The following is an 18,578-nucleotide window of genomic DNA, read 5'->3' on the forward strand; positions in this document are numbered from 1 at the left end:
GATGTCGTCCCTCTTGGCTATAGGACCGCGTTGACCGGCATGACACCGGCCGTCTGTCCTGGCCGCGACGCAAATGTCGCAAGCGGGCCGTATCAGCGGGACTCACCGGGGCATAGCACCGACGTCTGCGCCCACCGCATCGCTGCCATGCGCTAAGGTCACAGGGCGGCTGCGGCTTCCAGCACCTCGTCCACATGGCCCGGCACCTTCACCTTCCGCCATTCGCGCACGACTGTGCCATCCGCGCCGATCAGGAAAGTGGACCGTTCGATCCCCATGGAGGTCTTGCCGTACATCTTCTTCTCGACCCACGTGCCGTAACGCTCACACACGTCGCCCTCTTCATCGGACAGCAACGCGACACCCAGCTCATGCTTGTCGCGAAATTTGTCCTGCTTCTTCACCGGATCCTTGCTGATGCCGAGCACGGTGACACCATGCTTGGCGAATTCGTCGGCAGCGTCGGTGAACCCTTTCGCTTCGGTCGTGCAACCGGGCGTATCCGCGCGAGGATAAAAGAACAGGACCACGGCCCCGTCGATGTCCGACAGTTTCACGGTCTCACCGCCGTCGCGCGGCAACTCGATCTTGGGGGCGGTCTGTCCGGTCAGGTCCATGGGAGTCTCCTTCATCTGATGCCCTTCCCTATCTGCGTTGCCAAAACGTGAAGGCAATGCCGCCGCAACCCTGTGGCCAAGCACAGGCAAACCCGCCAGATTGCCGCCATGAGCGATGCCCCCGTCGAACATGGACACGCGCGCGCCAAGCCGTTGCGCCACTTGATCCGTTTCCTGCGGGCCGTGACGCTTTTTCTTCTGGTGCTGCTGGTCGTGATCGTTGCCGGGATCACGTGGCTGACCACAACCGAACAGCGTATTGCCCTGCCCGACTGGGCGGTCGAGCGGATCGAGACGGCGGTGCAGGACCGCAGCCCCGGCGTCACAATCGAATTGGGCCGCATTACCGCGGCCATAGATCGCAGCGCCACCCCGCGCCTGTGGCTGGAAGAAGTGCGCCTTGGCGGGCCAGACGTGGGAGAGGTCGCACGCCTGTCGGAAATCGGCGTGGCCTTCGACGCCGACGCCTTCTTGTCCCGCCGCATCGCGCCCAGCGCCCTTCGGATCGGTGCCATCGACCTGCTGTTGCGCCGCGACGCCGATGGCCGGTTCGAGCTGCAATTCGGCGGTGGTGGCAGCTTTCAGTTGGACACACCCGGTGACCTGTTCGACGCGGCAGAAGCCCTGCTGGACCGCGCACCCTTCGACCGCGCCGAACGTGTGGAACTGGAAGAGGTGTCGATCCGACTGGAAGACGCGCGCTCGGCCCGTGTCTGGCAGGTCACCGGCGGGACGGCTGTGCTGGAGCGTGGCGCGGACGGGCTGGAGGCAACGCTCAACGCGGCACTGTTCAACGGCACCGACGATCTGGCGCGGCTACAAGCCTCGCTGTCCACTGACGGTGACGACGGCGCCGCTGCCTTGCGGATCGAACTGGAAGAAATCGCCGCGTCCGACATCGCACTCCAGGCCCCCGCGCTGGCGTTCCTTGGCGTGCTCGACGCGCCAATCTCCGGTGCCTTGCGCGCGGTCTTGGGATCGGATGGCGAGCTGGCTTCGCTGGCCGGCACGCTCAGCATCGCCGAAGGCGACCTGCAGCCGCGCCCCGGCATTCCGCCCGTCCATTTCAACAAGGCCACGGCGTATCTGGACTTCGATCCGGCCACCAACCGCATCGAATTCTCCGAAGTCTCGGTGGACGGCGAGCAGGGCAGCGCGCGCTTGTCAGGCCACGCCGATCTGTCGCAGATCGGGGCGAATGGCTTCCCCGCGGCCCTGCTCGGCCAGTTCCAGATCGAGGCGTTGCGGCTCGACACCCCCGCCCTGTTCCCCGACCCCGTCGAGCTGTCCGGCGGCACCGCCGACCTGCGCCTGCGCCTGAACCCGTTCACGCTGGAAGTCGGTCAGTACACCTTGCCCGCCGCCAATGGCGCTCGCGAAGAAACCCTGAACGGCAACGCCCACATCGAGGCCGGGCCAGACGGGTGGTCCGTCAGTCTGCGGTTGGAAGCCGCCTTGATGCGTGCCGAACGCCTGCGTCGCCTTTGGCCTGCGCCGGTCGCGCGCAAGGCCCGGCAGTTCTTCCTGGAACGCGTGCAGGACGGGGCCGCCACCAATGCAACCGTCCTGCTGTCCCTGACCCCGGACACGCCGAAGCCCGAGAGCACGATCACCTTCGGCTTTCGCGATGCCACCACCGTTGCCGTCCCATTCCTTCCCCCCGTCGAGGATGCTTCCGGCTATGGAGAACTGCACGACGGGCGCTTCACGATCATGGTAAACGACGGGCTGATCCGCACACCCGCCGCAGGACCCATCACGCTGGCCGGCAGCAGCTTCGTCATCCCCGACGCTCGCCAAAAGCCCAGCCCCGCGACCATCGACCTTGTGGCTGACGGGCCTCTGAAATCGGTTTTGTGGCTGATCGACCGCGAACCCCTTTCGCTTTTGTCCCGCGCGGGCCGCGATCCCGATCTGGGTACGGGACGCGTCAGCGCCGAAGTTGACCTCGGCCTGATCCTGAAAAAGGGCCTGACGCCGGAAGAGATCACGCTGGACGCCACCGGCACCCTGCGCAATTTCTCATCTGACAGCATCGTTCCGAACCGCGCGCTGACGGCGAGTGCGATGCAGATCTCTGTCACCAAGGACACGATCCGCGCCGAAGGTCAGGCCGCATTGGACGGCGTTGGCTTCGACGGCAGGTGGAAGCAGGCGCTGGCGGGGCCGGATCAGGGCAAGGGAGAGGTTTCAGGCACCATTCCCTTGGCCCCTTCAACCCTGCAGACCTTCGGCATCGCCCTACCCGATGGCCTCGTCACAGGTTCGGGCCGCGCGCAAATAGACTTGGCACTGAACCCAGGCACATCGCCCCGGCTGGAATTGCGCTCTGACCTGCGTGGCGTCGGGCTGGATATCCCCGCGATCAATTGGGCCAAGCGCCGGGACGAATCCGGACGTCTCGCCGTCGATGTGACGCTGGGCGACACGCCCGATGTGACCCGCTTGGAACTGGAAGCCCCAGCACTTTTCGCGCGCGGTGACGTGGCGCTGGCGAACGGGGCGTTCCAATCCCTGACGCTGACCCGCGCCACCGTCGGCGACTGGTTCGACGGAACGGTCGCCATCACCGCGCGCGGGCCGGGCCAGCCCCCCGCGATCTCTGTCAACGGCGGTAGCGTCGATCTGCGTCGCGCCAAGCTGGGTGGCGAAGGTGACGGCAGTGGAAGTGGTGCCGCCCGTGGCCCCATAGAGTTGCGGCTCGATCGCGTGACCGTCACCGACACCATCGCCCTGACCGACGCGCAGGCGCGGATCGAGCCGGGCCGCGCGTTGGCGGGTCGCTTTCAGGGCCGCGCGAACGGCGGTGTGACCGTGCAGGGCAGACTGGCGGGCGGCACCAACGGCACGTCCATCCGCCTGACAACCGCCGACGCGGGCGCCCTGCTGCGTGATGCCGGACTGATCGAACGCGTCAGCGGCGGGCAGATGGAACTGACGCTCTATCCCACGGGCCAAAGCGGCACCTACGATGGCGCTGTACGCGTGGTGAACCCACTTCTGCGCGACGCCCCCGCCATTGCCGAATTGCTCAGCGCAGCCTCTATCGTGGGCCTGCTGGAACAACTCGAAACCAATGGCATCCCGTTCGAGGAAGTCACCGCCGACTTCCGCCTCTCGCCCAGCGGCATCACCCTTTATCGTTCGTCCGCGGTCGGAGCCTCCCTTGGCCTGTCGATGGATGGCATATACGACACCGCGAACAAGCAACTGGATATGCAGGGCGTCGTGTCACCGATCTATTTCCTCAATCGCATCGGATCGATCTTCACCCGCAGGGGAGAGGGGCTGTTCGGCGCGAATTTCACCCTGCGCGGTCCGGTCACCCAACCGCAGGTCGGCGTGAACCCACTGTCGCTGCTGACCCCCGGCGTGTTTCGCGAAATCTTCCGCCGCCCGCCGCCACAGCGCCCCGGAGGCTGATCCGTGAAACTCTCCGACTTCGACTTCGATCTGCCCGACACGCTGATCGCCACCCGCCCTGCGCGCCCGCGCTCCTCTGCGCGGATGCTCGTGGCGCAGGGGGCGGCGATCACCGACGCGCATGTCACCGACCTGCCCAACTGGCTGCGCCCCGGTGACCTGCTGGTGCTGAACGACACCCGCGTGATTCCTGCGCGCCTTTCCGGCATCCGCCACCGCGAGAATTCCGACGGTGCGCGGATAGAGGCGACCCTTCTGGAGCCTCGCGCCGACGGCACGTGGTCGGCGCTGCTCAAGCCGCTCAAGCGCATCCGCGACGGCGAAATGCTGGTCTTCTCCGATGCGCTGTCGGCCACCGTCGAGGGCCGCGCGGATGGCCAGGCCCACCTGCGCTTCAACCTGACGGGCGACGACTTCGACGCCGCGCTGGCCGATGCCGGCGCCATGCCTCTGCCCCCCTATATCGCCGCCAAACGGCCCGCCGACGCGCAGGACATGACGGACTACCAGACCATCTGGGCCGCGCGCCAAGGGGCCGTAGCTGCCCCCACAGCATCGCTGCATTTCGACGACGCGCTGATGGCGGCCCTTGCGGCGCGAGGCGTGAAAACCACCCATGTCACCCTTCACGTCGGCGCGGGCACCTTCCTGCCGGTGAAGGTAGACGACATCTCCGACCACAAGATGCACAGCGAATGGGGCGAAATCACTGCAAAGGCCGCCGCTGCCATAAGCACCGCCAAGCAAAACGGCCACCACGTCATTCCGGTCGGCACCACGGCCCTGCGCCTGATCGAGACGGCGGCCACCGCCCCCGGCCAGATCGCCGCTTGGCAGGGCGATACCGACATCTTCATCACGCCCGGCTTCCGCTTCCAGATCGCAGATGCGCTGATGACGAACTTCCACCTGCCCCGGTCCACGCTGATGATGCTGGTCTCTGCCTTTCTGGGGGTGGACGAAATTCGCGCCGTCTACGACCATGCGGTCACCAGGCACTATCGCTTCTTCTCCTACGGCGACGCCTCCCTGCTGTTGCCCGCGTCACCGAAGGATACCCAAAGTGCCTGAACTTTCCGTAAACGGCCGCCTCATCTGCCGAACAGAGGCCGAGGCAGACGCCGTACGCATCCATCTGCCCGACCATATCGCCGCCACACGCAATGAGCCCGGCTGCCTGTCGTTCGAGATCACGCAGACCGACGATCCGCTGGTCTGGGCCATCGCCGAACGGTTCACCGATCGCGCCGCGTTCCAAGCACATCAGGACCGCACGGCGACCACCGAATGGGCGCGCGCTACCGCCGGGATCCCTCGCGACATGACTATCGGCGGGGAATGACGGACGCCGCCGCCTTTCGCCGTGCAGCGCTTTGGATGTCGGGGGCTATCGCGTCATTCTCGCTGATGGCCATCGCCGGGCGTGCGGTGTCGTTCGAACTCGATACCTTCGAGTTGATGACCTACCGTTCGCTCATCGGCATCGTTCTGGTGGTGACGGTCGCGGGCGCGATGGGCAAGCTTCGCCACGTGCGCGCGCATCGCATGGGTCTGCATCTGGTGCGCAACGTCTTCCACTTCGCGGGCCAGAACCTGTGGTTCTACGCCATCACCGTGATCCCCCTGGCGCAGGTCTTCGCGCTGGAGTTCACCTCACCCATATGGGTCGCCCTCGCCGCGCCGCTGGTGCTGTCAGAGCGTCTGACGTCCACGCGCATCCTGTCCGCTTTGGTCGGCTTCGCGGGCATCCTGATCGTCGCGCGACCGGGCGCGACAGAGATCGGCCCCGGGCAGATCACCGCTGCCCTCGCCGCCATCGGCTTCGCTGGATCGGCGCTGTTCACCCGTAGGCTGACGCGCACCGAATCCATCGTGTCGATCCTGTTCTGGCTGACCGTGATGCAGGCGATACTTGGGCTGATCTGCGGTTGGTTCGACGGCAGCTTCGCATGGCCCTCTGCCGTCACGTGGCCGTGGCTCGCGCTGATCGGCTGCGCGGGGCTGTCGGCGCACCTGTGCCTGACCACGGCGCTGTCACTCGCCCCTGCCAGCGTTGTCATGCCCATCGATTTCCTGCGCCTTCCGGTGATCGCGCTGGTCGGTATGGCGCTCTACGCCGAGCCTGTGGACCCTTGGGTCATCCTTGGTGGCATCGTTATCTTCGGCGCGAACTGGATCAACATCCGCGCTGCCAGCCGCAACGCAGGGTAGAACTGTTACATTTTCGACGCATTCGCGCGGCGCGTGCGACACAGTGACGTTCCGTCAATCTTTGCCGAATTTTACGGCACTATAAGAACGACGAAGACGATCACCCCCGTGTCTCTTGGGAGGAGCACATGAAAAGCAAGTTTCTGGCAGGTGTTGCCGCAATCGCCCTCGCCCCCGCATCCGCGATGGCCGTGGGCCTCGACCGCTCGAACAGCGACATCAATGTGCTGTTCGAAGATGGCAACTACTTCGAACTGAGCTTCGGACGTGTTTTTCCGGACGTGTCTGGAACGGACGGAGCAATCAATCCTCCGATCGGGACGCCCGGCGGGTTCAATAGCGGAGACGTAGCCGAGGATTTCACCCAGATCGGTGCTGGTCTGAAGCTGCAGCTGTCCGAGAAGCTATCCATGGCGTTCATCTCCGGTGAGCCATTCGGGGCCGATGTCAGTTATCCGACCTTCGCAGCCGGCGGGTCCGCAAATCTTGGGGGCACTTCCGCGCAACTGGATAGCTCCGAGTTGATGGCTCTTGCGCGCTACAAAATCAACGACAACTTCTCTGTCCATGGCGGTCTGCGCTACGTCCGTCTCGGCGATGCGGAAGTGACGTTGTCCGGTGCCGCCTACGGCGGTCCGGTGAACGCACCGGCTCCGAATACCGGTCTGAACGGATACAACGTGCAGTTCGGCGATGATGCCGATCTGGGATATGCCATCGGCGCCGCCTATGAGCGGCCTGAGATCGCACTTCGGGTCGCTTTGACCTATTTCTCGAAAACAGAGCATGACCTCCCCACTAACGAAACCATCCCCGGCACACCGATCCGAGCCGATACGGCGGACACGCGGGTCGAGACCCCGGACTCTATCAATCTCGACTTCCAGACAGGCCTGAACCAGAAAACCCTCCTATTCGGTCAGATCCGTTACGCTTGGTACGAAGATGTGATCCTGCGCCCGCAGGCTTACAGCGTCGCAACGCCGAACTCGCTTACGGATATCGACAACAATTACAGCCTTCAGATCGGCGTCGGTCGCCGTCTTACCGACAAGCTGTCCGGCTCGGTGACCTTCGGCTACGAGCCAAAGGGCGATGACGATTTCGTCTCTGCGCTGGCCCCGACCAACGGCCAGAAGTCCATCGGCATCGGTCTCAGCTACGACGTCACCGATCAGCTGACCGTCGCTGGCGGCGTGCGCTACGTGAAGCTTGGTGATGCACGTCCTGACTCGGGCGCCTGCGGCATTCCCGCACTCGCGCCCGGCGGATGCGGCACGTTCGAGAACAACGACGTCATCGGCGTTGGCCTCCAAGTCGGCTACTCGTTCTAATCGCCGACACCATCGCAATCGAAAGGCCCCGCCCCAACAGGCGGGGCCTTTTCGTATCCGGCCCTCCGCGTTAGAGACCGAACCATGATCTACGACACCGCCGAAGACTGGTCCGCCGCCCCGCAAAAGCGCGTCATGCTGTTCGGCATGTCGGGTCTGGGCAAGACGTATCTCTCGACCATGCTGCGCGACCGTGCCGACTGGTTTCACTACTCGGTCGATTACCGCATCGGCACGCGCTACATGGGCGAGCACATCGCCGACGAGTTCAAGCGCCACGCCATGCAAGTGCCGCTGCTGCGAGAGTTGCTGCTATCGGACTCTATCTACGTCGCGTCCAACATCACGTTCGAAAACCTCGCACCCTTGTCCACCTACCTTGGCAAACCAGGCGATCCGGCGCAGGGCGGGCTGGCCTTCGATGAGTACCTGCGCCGCCAGTCCCAGCACCGCGAGGCAGAGCAACTGGCCATGCGCGACACCGCGCATTTCATCGACCGCGCGCAGTCCATCTACGGCTATGGCAACTTCGTGTGCGATACCTCTGGTTCCATCTGCGAGGTGGTGGATCCCGACAGAGACGATCCCCTGCTGGACCTGCTGGCCGAGCAACTGCTGTTCGTCTGGATCAGGGGATCTGACGCGCACACCGCCGAATTGGTCCGGCGTTTCGACCGCGCGCCCAAGCCGATGTACTACCAGCCCTCGTTCTTGGCAGAGACCTGGGCCGCCTATCTGAACATCTCGAACCAGGCACCGGACGCGGTGAACCCGGACGATTTCATCCGCTGGGCCTACGCCCGCGCGCTGGCCCACCGCCAACCCCGCTACGAAGCAATGGCGCAGCGCGGCGTGACCGTTACGGCGGATCAAGTGGCGGCCGTGAAGACACCCGAAGACTTCGACGCGATGATCGCCAGAGCCATAGAATCCCGCGCTTTGAAATAGTCGCCGCCGCCCGGCGGCAATGGCGGACACCTCTCAGACCCACAGGACCCCACGCCCCATGCCCATCAAACTGCCCTCCTCCCTTCCCGCCTTCGACGTGCTTCGTCGTGAGGGCGTGCAGGTCATGGGAGAGGCGGAAGCGATGCGGCAGGAGATCCGCCCGCTGAAGATCGCTCTGCTGAACCTGATGCCAAAGAAGATCCAGACGGAGAACCAGTTCGCCCGCCTCATCGGCGCGGGACCGATCCAGATCGACTTTCACCTGATCCGTATGACCGAACACCAGACCCGCAACACCGCTGCGGATCATATGGAGGCGTTCTACCGCCCCTTCTCGGACGTGGCGGACGAGAAGTTCGACGGCCTGATCATCACCGGCGCACCCATCGAGCATCTGGAGTTCGATGCCGTCACCTATTGGGACGAACTCACCCGCGTGATGGATTGGACCCAGACCAACGTGCATTCCACCTTCGGCGTGTGCTGGGGCGGAATGGCGATGATCAACCATTTCCACGGCGTGAAGAAGCACCTGCTGGATGCCAAGCTGTTCGGCTGCTTCAAGCACCGTAACCTTGATACATCCAGCCCGTTCCTGCGCGGATTTTCCGACGAATGCGTGATCCCTGTGTCGCGGTGGACAGAGATGCGGCAAGCAGAGATCGACGCGGCGTCCGGCCTGACGACGTTGCTGGCCTCGGACATCGCTGGCCCAGCTTTGGTCACCGACCCCGGTCACCGCGCGCTCTATATCTTCAATCATTTCGAATATGACGACGATACGCTGAAGCAGGAATACGACCGCGATATCGCTGCGGGCACCCCGATCAATATTCCCGGCAACTACTATCCCGATGACGATCCGTCGCGCCCGCCGCTGAACCGCTGGCGATCCCACGCGCACCTCCTATATGGCAACTGGATCAACGAAATTTACCAATCGACTCCCTATGACATTGACCAGATCGGCCGCCCTTAGCGCCGCCCTCCTTATCGGCGTGACCGCCGTGGCAAGCTGCGCGCGCACCCGCGCCGCCGAAGAGGCCTATCCGCCGCTTGGTCAGTTCGTGACCGTGAACGACCGGCGCGTCCACTACGTGCAGGAGGGGTCCGGCCCGGATCTGGTTCTGATCCACGGCGCGTCCGGAAACGTGCGCGACTGGACGTTCCGCTTCGTCGACCGCGTGAAGGATCGCTACCGCGTAACCGTCTTCGACCGGCCCGGCCTTGGCTATACCGATCCTGATCCCGCGTTGACCGGCCCCTTTGATGCCCGCGCCGAGGGGCCGGAAGATCAGGCGGCCCTTCTGCACGCCGCCGCCGAACAGGTGGGCGTCAGCAACGAGGTTGTCGTCGGCCACTCCTACGGTGGCGCTGTTGCCATGGCATGGGCGCTGAACCACGATCCTGCCGCCGCCGTTGTGGTGTCCGGCGCGACGCAGCCTTGGCCGGGTGGGCTGGGGTTCATGTACAATTTGACGGGCACCTCTTTGGGCGGGGCGACCTTCGTGCCGCTGGTATCGGCTTTCGTGCCGCGCGGAATCGCCAAAACGGCGATTGCGGCGATCTTCGATCCCAACACCCCGCCCGACGGTTACGCAGATTACGTGGGCGCCGGCTTGACCCTGCGCGCGGAAAGCTTCCGCACGAATGCGCAGCAGGTGAAGACCTTGCGTCCCCACGTTGTCGAGATGTCGAAGCGGTACCCCGATCTGCGCTTGCCGTTGGAAATCGTGCACGGCCTTGCCGACGACGTGGTGCCCATCGACATCCATTCCGAAAAGCTGGTCGAGCAGGTGCCCGGTGCGAACCTGACGGCGCTGGAAGGCGTCGGCCACATGCCGCATCATATCGCACCGCAGGTGGTCGAGGATGCTATCGACCGTGCGGCCTCTCGCGCCGGTTTGCGGTAAACAACGTCCGACGGGACGCCGACGGTTGGCAGACAGAACGTCCCCCTGATTGCGCGCCGGTCCCACGCCCTCTAGTCTGGCGCTCCAGACGAAAAGGCCCGCCCCATGTCCCTGCCCTTCGACGGCGCCATCAGCGCCTTCCACTCGACCGCCCCCGATGACGTTCGTACCGCCATCTCGGGTGCAAAGAAGAACCACATCGTTACCCCCGGCTATCCCTACGACAAACGGATGGACAAGGACGACTACGAGGGCACGCTGGAGGCCTTGCAGCATCAGCTTGTCCGGCTTCAAGCCGACGTGAAAGAGACCGGCAAGCGCGTCGTCGTCGTGTTCGAAGGACGCGATGCGGCTGGCAAGGGCGGCACGATCAAACGCTTTCGCGAGAACATGAACCCACGGGTCGTGCGCACGGTAGCCCTGTCGAAGCCTACGGAAACCGAACAGGGACAGTGGTATTTTCAGCGCTATGCCAACCACCTGCCGACGGCGGGAGAGATCGTTCTGTTCGATCGCTCGTGGTACAATCGCGCCGTCGTGGAAAAGGTATTCGACTTCTGCACCGACGAACAGCGCGCCCTGTTCTTCGATCAGGTCAACGACTTCGAGCGTCTTCTCGTCTCGGACGGCATCACGCTGGTCAAGATCTGGCTGAACGTCGGCCGCGCCGAGCAACTGCGTCGGTTCCTTGATCGCGAGCAGGACCCACTGAAGCAATGGAAGCTGTCATGGATCGACGTCGAAGGTCTCAAGCGCTGGGACGCCTACACCCAGGCCATCGGCGAGACGTTCGACCACAGCCATTCCAAGCACGCCCCCTGGACAGTCATCCGATCCGACGACAAACGCCGCGCTCGAATTGCCGCCATTCAAGCGGTGCTGAGCCGACTGGACTACTCTGGCAAGGATGTAGACCTTGCCTATTCGCCCGACCCGAAAATCGCAGGCGGACCAGAGGTTTGGACACCGGGCCAGACAGGCAGTAATGCCTAAACAGGGCTACCATCACGGCAACTTGGCGCAGGCGCTCGTGGACGCAACGCTGGTGCTGATCGAAGAGAAAGGCCCAACCGGTTTCACCGTGTCGGAAGCCGCCAAACGCGCGGGTGTCACGCCCGCTGCCGTCTATCGCCATTTCGACGGGCGCGAGGCGCTGATCACCGAAGGCGCGCGGCAAGGATATGGCATCTTCGCCCGCGCGATGGAGGCCGCTTATGACAGCGGCCAACCTTCTGCCCTGTCCAGCTTCGAGGCTGTGGGCCGCGCTTATCTGGCTTTCGCCCGCGCCCATCCAGGTCACTACGTCGCGATGTTCGAAAGCGGCATCTCGGTGAACCGCTCGCCCGAGTTGCACGCCGTTGCGCTGCGAGCCAACGGCGTGCTGGAACGCGCGGCGACAGAGCTTTCGCAGCATATTCCCGAAGCCAAACGCCCGCCGCCGTCCATGTTCGCCAGCCACATCTGGGCGATGAGCCACGGGGTCGTCGAACTCTTCGCGCGCAACTCTCCAGGCACCAACGTGCCGTTCCCGCCGGAAGACTTGCTGGAAACGGGAATCGGCATCTACCTGCGCGGTTTGGGCCTGATCCCGCCCGATAGCTAGACGTCGCGCGGCATCGGCGTCGGCTTGGGGTCCATGGACTGCCGCGGTGTCATTGGTGGCCGCATACCGGATGGCGCCATGCGAGAGCCAGCCTCGACCCCACGTTTGACGGTCTGTGCGACAGTGCAAGCGGCCAGCACGCCGGTCACGCCCATGGCGACCCCGGCAGCAGCGTGGACGCCTGCGATGGCGGTCAGTCTCAGGATCATTTTTTCGGCTCCATCATCATCGCGCCGTGGGCCGCGACAGCCAATCCAAGGCCCAAGGCCACACCCATTCCGACACCGGCCATGGCGGCCCCGGTCGCGACAATTCCGTTCAGCGGGTTCAACATCTGTCTCTCCATGCGTTGATACTATCCGGCCAACGCATGAACCCGGCGATCACTGGCTGCGACAGATCGGATCAGCCCCAGGGGCCGCGCTTGGGTCCGCCCGATGCCTCTGCCGCGACCTGCGGTCCCTTCCCTGCCATGGCGCGCAAGGCGGCCACGCGGTTTTCCGTCGCCGGGTGGGTGGCGAACAGGTTGTCATGCTTGTGGGCGTGCAGCGGGTTGATGATGAACATATGCGCAGATGCCGGATTGCGCTCTGCCGCGTGGTTGTCGATCCGCGAAGCACCTTGCTGAATGCGCTGCAGGGCCGAAGCGAGCCAGATCGGGTTGCCGCAGATCTCGGCCCCCGCGCGGTCGGCGGCATATTCGCGCGTGCGGCTGATGGCCATCTGCACAAGGCTCGCCGCCAAGGGGGCCAGAATCATCATCGCGATGGTGCCGATCAGGCCAAGCCGTTCACGGCTACCACCGAAGAACAGCGCAAAATTCGCCAGCATAGAGATCGCACCCGCGAAGGTGGCCGTGATCGTCATGATCAGCGTATCGCGGTTCTGAATATGCGCCAACTCATGCGCGATGACGCCGGCCACCTCTTCGCGGCTGAGGCTTTGGATCAGGCCGGTCGTCACGGCAACGGCGGCGTTCTCGGGATTCCGGCCCGTTGCGAAGGCATTGGGCTGGGGCGTGTCGATCAGGTAGAGCGCGGGCATCGGCATGCCTGCATTGCGCGCCAATCCAGCGGTCAGGTCGTGCAGGCCACCCCGATCGCCCGGAGGCAAAGGCTGCGCGTTGTGCATGCGCAGGACCATCTTATCCGAGTTCCACCACGAAAAGACGTTCATTCCCGCCGCGACCACAAGCGCGATCCCGGCACCCGTAGCACCCCCCAGCAGGTAGCCCAGTCCCATGAACAAGGCGGTCATCGCCGCCATCAGCATCGCCGTCTTGGCAAAAGCCATCGTGCCCTCCATCCGTTGCGGATCAGATAGGTATGGCGTCGGCGCGGGCCAAGTCAGAGGCCCGTCAGTCTGCCCAAGAACCGTGCTGATCTTTCGTCCCATCGTCCATCCGCACGAAGCCGTGGCGACCGAAGAAGTCGCGTTGGCCCTGGATCATGTTCGCCGTGCCCCGCGCTGTGCGCATCGTGTCGAAGTAAGCCAGCGCCGCCGACAAAGCAGGCACCGGTGCGCCGTGACGGACCGCGGTGGAAATCACGTTGCGCAGCGCCTTTTGCGTGGCTTTCAGATGGTCGGCGAAGACCGGGGCCGCCATCAACGCGGGGCTGTCGACCTCGCCAAGAGCCGATGCCATATCGTCCAACATTTCCGACCGGATGATGCAGCCCTGACGCCAGACCCGCGCGATCCGCGCCCCATTCAAGGACCAGCCATACTGATCCGAGGCCGCGGCGATCATGCGAAAGCCTTGATCGTAGCACAGGATCTTGCCGCAGATCAGCGCCTGCTCCAGCGCATCCAGGGACAGGTCGGATGCTGCGATGGTCTGCGGCGCCGCGCCGAACAGGTCTTCCATCCGCGCGCGTTCCTCTACCCGGGCGGACATGTTGCGCGCGACGACGGCCGCTTCGATCACGGGGATCGGCGCGCCCAGATGCTGCGCCTCAATTGCCGTCCAGCGACCGGTGCCCTTCTGCCCGGCTGCGTCGAGGATCACGTCCAACAACGGACCATCGGTCGCTTCGTCATGGGCGGCGGCGACCTCTCCCGATATCTCGATCAGGTAGGACCGCAGCGCCCCTTCGTTCCATCGCTGAAAGGTCTGCGCAATGGCATCCGCATCCATGCCCAATCCGTCGCGCATCAGCCCGTAAGCCTCTGCGATCAGCTGCATATCGGCGTATTCGATGCCATTGTGGACGGCCTTCACAAAATGGCCTGCGCCTTCTTCACCCATCCAGTCCGCGCAGGGCGTGCCCTCATGCTTGGCTGCGATGGCATGCAGTACCGGCTCGACCCGATCCCACAGTTCCCGCGGCCCGCCGCCCATGATCGCGGGGCCGTGGCGCGCGCCCTCTTCGCCACCCGAGACACCGATCCCAAGGAACGGCTGATCCAACTCGCGCATCCGGCGGTTGGTGTCGTGGAAGTTCGCGTTGCCCGCATCGACGATCATGTCGTCGGCATCCAACAGGGGCGTCAGCGCGGCGATCTGCTCATCCACCGGGTCGCCCGCAGGCACCATCAAGATGATGGTGCGCGGCTTGGCGATGGCGGCTACCAACTCTTCCAGCGTTTCCGTCGCCGTCAGCCGCCCCGCCAGATCGCCCGCACCCCCGACGAAGTCATGCGTCTTAGAGGTCGTGCGATTGAAGACCGCGATGTTGTGGCCCTTTTCCGCGATGTTGAGCGCCAGCGCGGCCCCCATCGTGCCAAGGCCGATCAGGCCGATGTCTGCGCTCATGGGGTCTCTCCGCTAAGTGTCAGGCTTTTGGTTTAGATGGCCTTTCACCGAACGAATGAAAGTGTTGCGCCCTCACTCGTCGGCAAATTTGATCTGCGCCTTCACGACGGTGTTGCGATCCCCGGCGGCGTCGAAGGCCGCGACCGCGTCGTCCAGCGCGAAGGTCTGCGTGATGAAGGGTTGCACGTCGATCAGACCCTTCTGCATCAGGCTGACGCCAGTGAAAAACTCATCGTGGAAACGGAAAGAGCCCTTCAGCGCCAATTCCTTCGCGGTCATCGCCTGCACCGGCAGCGTCATGTCACCCCCCAGCCCAAGCTGCATGATCGTGCCGCCCGGACGCATGGCCGGGATGGCACCGACCAAGGCAGGCACGGCACCCGAGCATTCGAACAGCACGTCGAAGGTGCCCTTCTCGGCCTCATAATCGCTTAGCGCATCCTGCCCGGCGGCAACGGTCACGTCCGCGCCTGCCGTCCTGGCCATCCCCAGCGTGAAATCCGACAGGTCGGTAGCAACGATCAGGTCGGCCCCGGCGCGCCGCGCGGCAAGGATGCACAGGATGCCGATGGGGCCGCAGCCGGTGACCAGAACCGACTTGCCCAGCAGCGGACCCACGCGCTGAACGGCGTGCAGAGCGACCGCCAGTGGCTCGGCCATCGCCGCCTGTCCGGGCGTCAGGCCGTCGGCAGGCGCACATTGCCCGGCCTCGGTCACCAAGACCTCGCGGAACGCGCCCTGAATGTGCGGGAACGGCATGGCAGAGCCGTAGAAGCGCATGTTCAGGCACTGATTGAACATCGCCTCGCGGCAGTAACGGCAATGACCACAGGGACGCGATGGCGATACGGCGACAAGCTGCCCCTCTGTCAGCCCCTTTACCCCCTCGCCCACCTTCGCCACGAAACCGGACACTTCGTGCCCCAGGATCATCGGCTCTTTCAGGCGCACCGTCCCGAACCCGCCGTGATTGTAGTAATGCAGGTCAGAGCCGCAGATGCCGCCCGCCGCCAGACGAATCTGGACCTGTCCCGGACCAGGCTCTTCCGCCTGGCGATCCTCGACCCGCAGGTCTTTCGCGTCGTGAATGACGATACTTTTCATGCTCTTCCTCACCGTTCCGACCTGATCCGAGCCTGCAGTAGCACGTTGCCGGGATCGGTGAACGCTTTATAGGTGGCTGACGCCCTTAAACGCCGAAACGGCAGGAGCCACGATGAGCATTTCACTATTCGATCTGACCGGGAAACGCGCGCTGATCACGGGCTCTTCGCAGGGGATCGGCGCGGCCTTGGCCAAGGGCTTGTCCGATGCTGGCGCAGAGATCGTGGTGAACGGCCGCGACACCAAGAAGCTGGCGGCAGCGGCCGACGTTCTGCGCACCGGCGGGGCGACGATCCATGAGCTGCCCTTCGACGTGACAGACCACGACGGCGTGCGCGCCGCAGTGGACGGCTTCGAACAGAACACCGGCCCGATCGACATCCTGATCAACAACGCCGGAATGCAGCAGCGCGCGCCGTTGGAAGATTTCCCCGCAGACGGGTTCGAGCGTCTGATGCAGACCAACATCGCCAGCGTCTTCCACGTGGGCCAGGCCTGCGCGCGCCACATGATCAAGCGCGGCGCGGGCAAGATCGTCAACATCTGCTCGGTCCAGACCGCGCTCGCCCGCCCCTCCATCGCGCCCTACACGATGACGAAGGGAGCGGTCGCGAATTTGACCAAGGGCATGGCGACGGATTGGGCGAAACACGGGTTGCAGGTCAACGGCCTCGCGCCGGGCTACTTCGCGACACCGATGAACCAAGCGCTGGTGGATGATCCCGAATTCTCGGGCTGGCTGGCGAAGCGCACGCCCGCGGGCCGATGGGGTCAGACCGACGAACTGGTGGGCACCGCAATCTTCCTGTCGTCACAGGCGTCGTCCTTCGTGAACGGCACGACGATCTTCGTGGACGGCGGCATGACAGCCTGCGTCTGACGCGGGCTTTTGGCGGCTTTGACGGACCATGTATCAGCCAGGACCCTTGGGAACCGGAGGCGAGACCGGCTTTTCTGCATACACCCGCTTTAGGACGAATTTATCCTTTCTCCCAAACGGATTTGCCCACGGTCACGGCAAGTGGAATTCCAGAAGTTGAGCCGTCGCGAATCGCGGCGCCCATTTGGATCTCGGCAACCTGTCAGTCGAAATCCCGCGCCCTGTGGCGCTGACCAAGCAGTTTCACAAAACGCATCCACTGACCGGCTGTGTCATGCGCAGCATGATTCCAAGAGGTTTCGTCTTGATGCGGCTTCGGCGGTGGTATCCAATCATGTTTCGCCACAAGGCTCGGCTGAAGTCGTTCGAGAGTTGTACGGCTTCGTCACGCGCGCAGGCTGTTGGCGTGTCCGCCTTCCACATCTTGGCATTCTTACGCGACGATAGTGAGGATGCGAACGCCACCGGTGCGGAAAGGGCGAAGGCATCAGAACGATCCACAAGCTTCTGTATCCCATGCCCTCTTCATCAACCAACTCATCGTACAAAACGTGAGTGCACTTTCTTGAGACTTCACGATCAAAACACTAAATTTGTCTCGTCGGCTTCCATGCCTCATACGAGGTTGCACAAAAACAGAAGTTCAAAGCCCTCTCATGACCGTTTCACCGATCACCGATAGCAACGCGCGCACTGCCACGCTTTACCGCATGGCCATGCCCGGACACCTGTGTCCATTCGGCCTGAAGTCGAAATCCATGCTGGAGCGCAAAGGTTACAAGGTCGACGATCACCTTCTGACCAGCCGGGCCGAAATCGATGCGTTCAAAGCCGAGCATGACGTAGCAACGACGCCGCAAGCTTTCATCGGCGGTGACCGGGTTGGCGGCTACACCGATCTCAAGGCGCATTTCGGCTATCAAGTTCTGGGAAAGGGCGACACGACCTACCGCCCCGTCATCGCGATTTTCGCCGCAACCGCGCTGTTGGCAGTGGCCATCGTTCTTAATCTATATGACGGCTTTCCCCTTCTGACTTGGGCTAAGTGGTTCTTTGCCGCATCCATGGTCGTGCTCGCGATCCAAAAGTTGCAGGACGTGGAAGGTTTCGTGAATGGCTTTCTGGGATATGACGTACTGGCGCGACGTTATGTACCTTACGGCTACGCGTATCCGTTTGCCGAACTCTACGCTGGCGTCGGCATGGCAGCCCTGATCGGCACGGGCAGCCCGCTGGTCTGGCTGGTGGCCCCTGTCGCCATCTTCATCGGCAGCATCGGGGCCTTCAGTGTGGTGAAGGCGGTCTACGTCGACAAAAGAGAGCTGACCTGCGCCTGTGTCGGCGGCGGATCGAACGTGCCGCTCGGCGTGATTTCCCTGTCCGAGAATGTCATCATGGTGCTGATGGGCGTTTGGATGCTGGGGACGTGGGCGGCAGGCTAGGATATGGCCCTGGACCGCGCTGCCAGACACAGCAACCCGCCCGCGATAGCCCAGTTCTTCACGAAGATCGACATTTGCCAGCCGTCGCTGGGAATGAAGTGGAAGACGCTGGTGACCATGCAATATAACGCCGCTGCCAAGGCCACCCATTTCAGCTGCCAGCCTACGACCAGCGCCACGGCCAGCCCTGCGTTGAACACCATCGCGGGCCAGACCAGCACCTCTGGCAGTCCGCGATCCGCCAACAGACCGGCCGCCGATCCGGGGTCTGTCGCCTTCTGCACCGTTCCGGCGGCGAAAAGCGCGGCCAGAAGGACACGGCCCGCAATGTCTATCACTTTATCCATG

At 63.8% G+C, this 18,578-nt stretch carries 19 protein-coding genes and 1 pseudogene; 12 read left to right on the top strand and 8 right to left on the bottom strand.

Going from position 1 to position 18,578, the window contains the following annotated elements; translation table 11 throughout:
* Positions 1 to 158: 158 nt before the first annotated feature.
* Complete coding sequence (gene bcp / locus FIU81_RS09575) at positions 159 to 617, bottom strand: thioredoxin-dependent thiol peroxidase (RefSeq protein WP_124111754.1); 459 nt, start codon at positions 615 to 617, stop codon at positions 159 to 161.
* 108 nt (positions 618 to 725) lie between these two features.
* Here bcp and FIU81_RS09580 point away from each other — a divergent pair, with 108 nt between their 5' ends.
* The 10 genes from FIU81_RS09580 to FIU81_RS09625 all read left to right on the top strand — a co-directional run bounded on the left by FIU81_RS09580 (position 726) and on the right by FIU81_RS09625 (position 12,049).
* Positions 726 to 4,040, top strand: coding sequence for a DUF3971 domain-containing protein (locus tag FIU81_RS09580; RefSeq protein ID WP_124111753.1), 3,315 nt, complete (start codon positions 726 to 728; stop codon positions 4,038 to 4,040).
* A 3-nt stretch (positions 4,041 to 4,043) separates the two neighbouring features.
* Positions 4,044 to 5,111 carry a tRNA preQ1(34) S-adenosylmethionine ribosyltransferase-isomerase QueA gene (queA, locus tag FIU81_RS09585; RefSeq protein WP_124111752.1) on the top strand — a complete coding sequence of 356 codons (1,068 nt, stop codon included), beginning with the start codon at positions 4,044 to 4,046 and terminating at the stop codon, positions 5,109 to 5,111.
* Complete coding sequence (locus tag FIU81_RS09590; protein ID WP_254695885.1) at positions 5,104 to 5,382, top strand: putative quinol monooxygenase; 279 nt, start codon at positions 5,104 to 5,106, stop codon at positions 5,380 to 5,382. The genes queA and FIU81_RS09590 overlap by 8 nt, the downstream gene beginning before the upstream one ends.
* Complete coding sequence (locus tag FIU81_RS09595) at positions 5,379 to 6,251, top strand: DMT family transporter (RefSeq protein ID WP_254695886.1); 873 nt, start codon at positions 5,379 to 5,381, stop codon at positions 6,249 to 6,251. The genes FIU81_RS09590 and FIU81_RS09595 overlap by 4 nt, the downstream gene beginning before the upstream one ends.
* Positions 6,252 to 6,379: 128 nt before the next feature.
* Positions 6,380 to 7,585 carry an OmpP1/FadL family transporter gene (locus tag FIU81_RS09600; RefSeq protein ID WP_124111749.1) on the top strand — a complete coding sequence of 402 codons (1,206 nt, stop codon included), beginning with the start codon at positions 6,380 to 6,382 and terminating at the stop codon, positions 7,583 to 7,585.
* 84 nt (positions 7,586 to 7,669) lie between these two features.
* Positions 7,670 to 8,533 carry an ATPase gene (locus FIU81_RS09605; protein WP_124111748.1) on the top strand — a complete coding sequence of 288 codons (864 nt, stop codon included), beginning with the start codon at positions 7,670 to 7,672 and terminating at the stop codon, positions 8,531 to 8,533.
* Positions 8,534 to 8,591: 58 nt separating this feature from the next.
* Positions 8,592 to 9,512 (top strand): homoserine O-succinyltransferase, encoded by a 921-nt coding sequence (locus tag FIU81_RS09610; RefSeq protein ID WP_124111747.1) that lies wholly within the window; start codon positions 8,592 to 8,594, stop codon positions 9,510 to 9,512.
* Entirely contained in the window at positions 9,484 to 10,446 is a 963-nt protein-coding gene (locus FIU81_RS09615) for an alpha/beta fold hydrolase (RefSeq protein ID WP_124111746.1), read from the top strand. Before FIU81_RS09610 ends, FIU81_RS09615 begins: the two co-directional genes overlap by 29 nt.
* A 105-nt stretch (positions 10,447 to 10,551) precedes the next feature.
* Positions 10,552 to 11,439, top strand: coding sequence for a polyphosphate kinase 2 (gene ppk2 / locus FIU81_RS09620; RefSeq protein WP_124111745.1), 888 nt, complete (start codon positions 10,552 to 10,554; stop codon positions 11,437 to 11,439).
* The gene (locus tag FIU81_RS09625; protein ID WP_124111744.1) at positions 11,432 to 12,049 is read left to right on the top strand and encodes a TetR/AcrR family transcriptional regulator; all 618 of its coding nucleotides are present in this window, start codon (positions 11,432 to 11,434) and stop codon (positions 12,047 to 12,049) included. The genes ppk2 and FIU81_RS09625 overlap by 8 nt, the downstream gene beginning before the upstream one ends.
* On the opposite strand, the gene FIU81_RS09630 is transcribed toward FIU81_RS09625, so the two are convergent.
* The 5 genes from FIU81_RS09630 to FIU81_RS09645 form a co-directional block, all read right to left on the bottom strand.
* Positions 12,046 to 12,258, bottom strand: coding sequence for a hypothetical protein (locus FIU81_RS09630; protein ID WP_124111743.1), 213 nt, complete (start codon positions 12,256 to 12,258; stop codon positions 12,046 to 12,048). The genes FIU81_RS09625 and FIU81_RS09630 overlap by 4 nt on opposite strands.
* Positions 12,255 to 12,383, bottom strand: a complete 129-nt coding sequence (locus tag FIU81_RS17035) for a hypothetical protein (RefSeq protein ID WP_256366140.1) — start codon at positions 12,381 to 12,383, stop codon at positions 12,255 to 12,257. Before FIU81_RS17035 ends, FIU81_RS09630 begins: the two co-directional genes overlap by 4 nt.
* A 71-nt stretch (positions 12,384 to 12,454) precedes the next feature.
* Positions 12,455 to 13,342, bottom strand: coding sequence for a zinc metalloprotease HtpX (gene htpX / locus FIU81_RS09635; protein WP_124111742.1), 888 nt, complete (start codon positions 13,340 to 13,342; stop codon positions 12,455 to 12,457).
* Between the two features lie 64 nt (positions 13,343 to 13,406).
* Positions 13,407 to 14,804, bottom strand: coding sequence for an NADP-dependent phosphogluconate dehydrogenase (gene gndA, locus FIU81_RS09640; protein ID WP_124111741.1), 1,398 nt, complete (start codon positions 14,802 to 14,804; stop codon positions 13,407 to 13,409).
* 72 nt (positions 14,805 to 14,876) lie between these two features.
* Positions 14,877 to 15,908, bottom strand: a complete 1,032-nt coding sequence (locus FIU81_RS09645) for an L-idonate 5-dehydrogenase (protein ID WP_124111740.1) — start codon at positions 15,906 to 15,908, stop codon at positions 14,877 to 14,879.
* A 112-nt stretch (positions 15,909 to 16,020) separates the two neighbouring features.
* On the opposite strand from FIU81_RS09645, the gene FIU81_RS09650 reads away from it, so the two are divergent.
* Complete coding sequence (locus FIU81_RS09650; protein WP_124111739.1) at positions 16,021 to 16,788, top strand: SDR family oxidoreductase; 768 nt, start codon at positions 16,021 to 16,023, stop codon at positions 16,786 to 16,788.
* A 100-nt stretch (positions 16,789 to 16,888) separates the two neighbouring features.
* On the opposite strand, the pseudogene FIU81_RS16955 reads toward FIU81_RS09650, so the two are convergent.
* Positions 16,889 to 17,226: pseudogene (locus FIU81_RS16955) on the bottom strand (hypothetical protein); the annotation flags it as partial.
* Positions 17,227 to 17,444: 218 nt separating this feature from the next.
* Between FIU81_RS16955 and FIU81_RS09655 the strand changes: the two are divergent.
* Positions 17,445 to 18,230, top strand: a complete 786-nt coding sequence (locus FIU81_RS09655; RefSeq protein WP_124111738.1) for a MauE/DoxX family redox-associated membrane protein — start codon at positions 17,445 to 17,447, stop codon at positions 18,228 to 18,230.
* Here the strand turns inward: FIU81_RS09655 and FIU81_RS09660 are convergent.
* A complete protein-coding gene (locus FIU81_RS09660) occupies positions 18,227 to 18,577 on the bottom strand; it encodes a DoxX family protein (protein ID WP_172971442.1) in 351 nt (116 codons plus the stop codon). The genes FIU81_RS09655 and FIU81_RS09660 overlap by 4 nt on opposite strands.
* Position 18,578 lies beyond the last annotated feature (1 nt).

This window comes from Palleronia sp. THAF1 (assembly GCF_009363795.1).
GTDB lineage: Bacteria > Pseudomonadota > Alphaproteobacteria > Rhodobacterales > Rhodobacteraceae > Palleronia.

Excerpts from the sequence above, each read along its gene's own strand:
- bcp (WP_124111754.1), bottom strand. The coding sequence starts at position 617 with ATGGACCTGACCGGACAGACCGCCCCCAAGATCGAGTTGCCGCGCGAC.
- FIU81_RS09580 (WP_124111753.1), top strand. The coding sequence starts at position 726 with ATGAGCGATGCCCCCGTCGAACATGGACACGCGCGCGCCAAGCCGTTG.
- FIU81_RS09595 (WP_254695886.1), top strand. The coding sequence starts at position 5,379 with ATGACGGACGCCGCCGCCTTTCGCCGTGCAGCGCTTTGGATGTCGGGG.
- FIU81_RS09600 (WP_124111749.1), top strand. The coding sequence starts at position 6,380 with ATGAAAAGCAAGTTTCTGGCAGGTGTTGCCGCAATCGCCCTCGCCCCC.
- FIU81_RS09605 (WP_124111748.1), top strand. The coding sequence starts at position 7,670 with ATGATCTACGACACCGCCGAAGACTGGTCCGCCGCCCCGCAAAAGCGC.
- FIU81_RS09610 (WP_124111747.1), top strand. The coding sequence starts at position 8,592 with ATGCCCATCAAACTGCCCTCCTCCCTTCCCGCCTTCGACGTGCTTCGT.
- FIU81_RS09615 (WP_124111746.1), top strand. The coding sequence starts at position 9,484 with ATGACATTGACCAGATCGGCCGCCCTTAGCGCCGCCCTCCTTATCGGC.
- ppk2 (WP_124111745.1), top strand. The coding sequence starts at position 10,552 with ATGTCCCTGCCCTTCGACGGCGCCATCAGCGCCTTCCACTCGACCGCC.
- FIU81_RS09625 (WP_124111744.1), top strand. The coding sequence starts at position 11,432 with ATGCCTAAACAGGGCTACCATCACGGCAACTTGGCGCAGGCGCTCGTG.
- FIU81_RS09630 (WP_124111743.1), bottom strand. The coding sequence starts at position 12,258 with ATGATCCTGAGACTGACCGCCATCGCAGGCGTCCACGCTGCTGCCGGG.
- FIU81_RS17035 (WP_256366140.1), bottom strand. The coding sequence starts at position 12,383 with ATGTTGAACCCGCTGAACGGAATTGTCGCGACCGGGGCCGCCATGGCC.
- htpX (WP_124111742.1), bottom strand. The coding sequence starts at position 13,342 with ATGGCTTTTGCCAAGACGGCGATGCTGATGGCGGCGATGACCGCCTTG.
- gndA (WP_124111741.1), bottom strand. The coding sequence starts at position 14,804 with ATGAGCGCAGACATCGGCCTGATCGGCCTTGGCACGATGGGGGCCGCG.
- FIU81_RS09645 (WP_124111740.1), bottom strand. The coding sequence starts at position 15,908 with ATGAAAAGTATCGTCATTCACGACGCGAAAGACCTGCGGGTCGAGGAT.
- FIU81_RS09650 (WP_124111739.1), top strand. The coding sequence starts at position 16,021 with ATGAGCATTTCACTATTCGATCTGACCGGGAAACGCGCGCTGATCACG.
- FIU81_RS09655 (WP_124111738.1), top strand. The coding sequence starts at position 17,445 with ATGACCGTTTCACCGATCACCGATAGCAACGCGCGCACTGCCACGCTT.
- FIU81_RS09660 (WP_172971442.1), bottom strand. The coding sequence starts at position 18,577 with ATGGATAAAGTGATAGACATTGCGGGCCGTGTCCTTCTGGCCGCGCTT.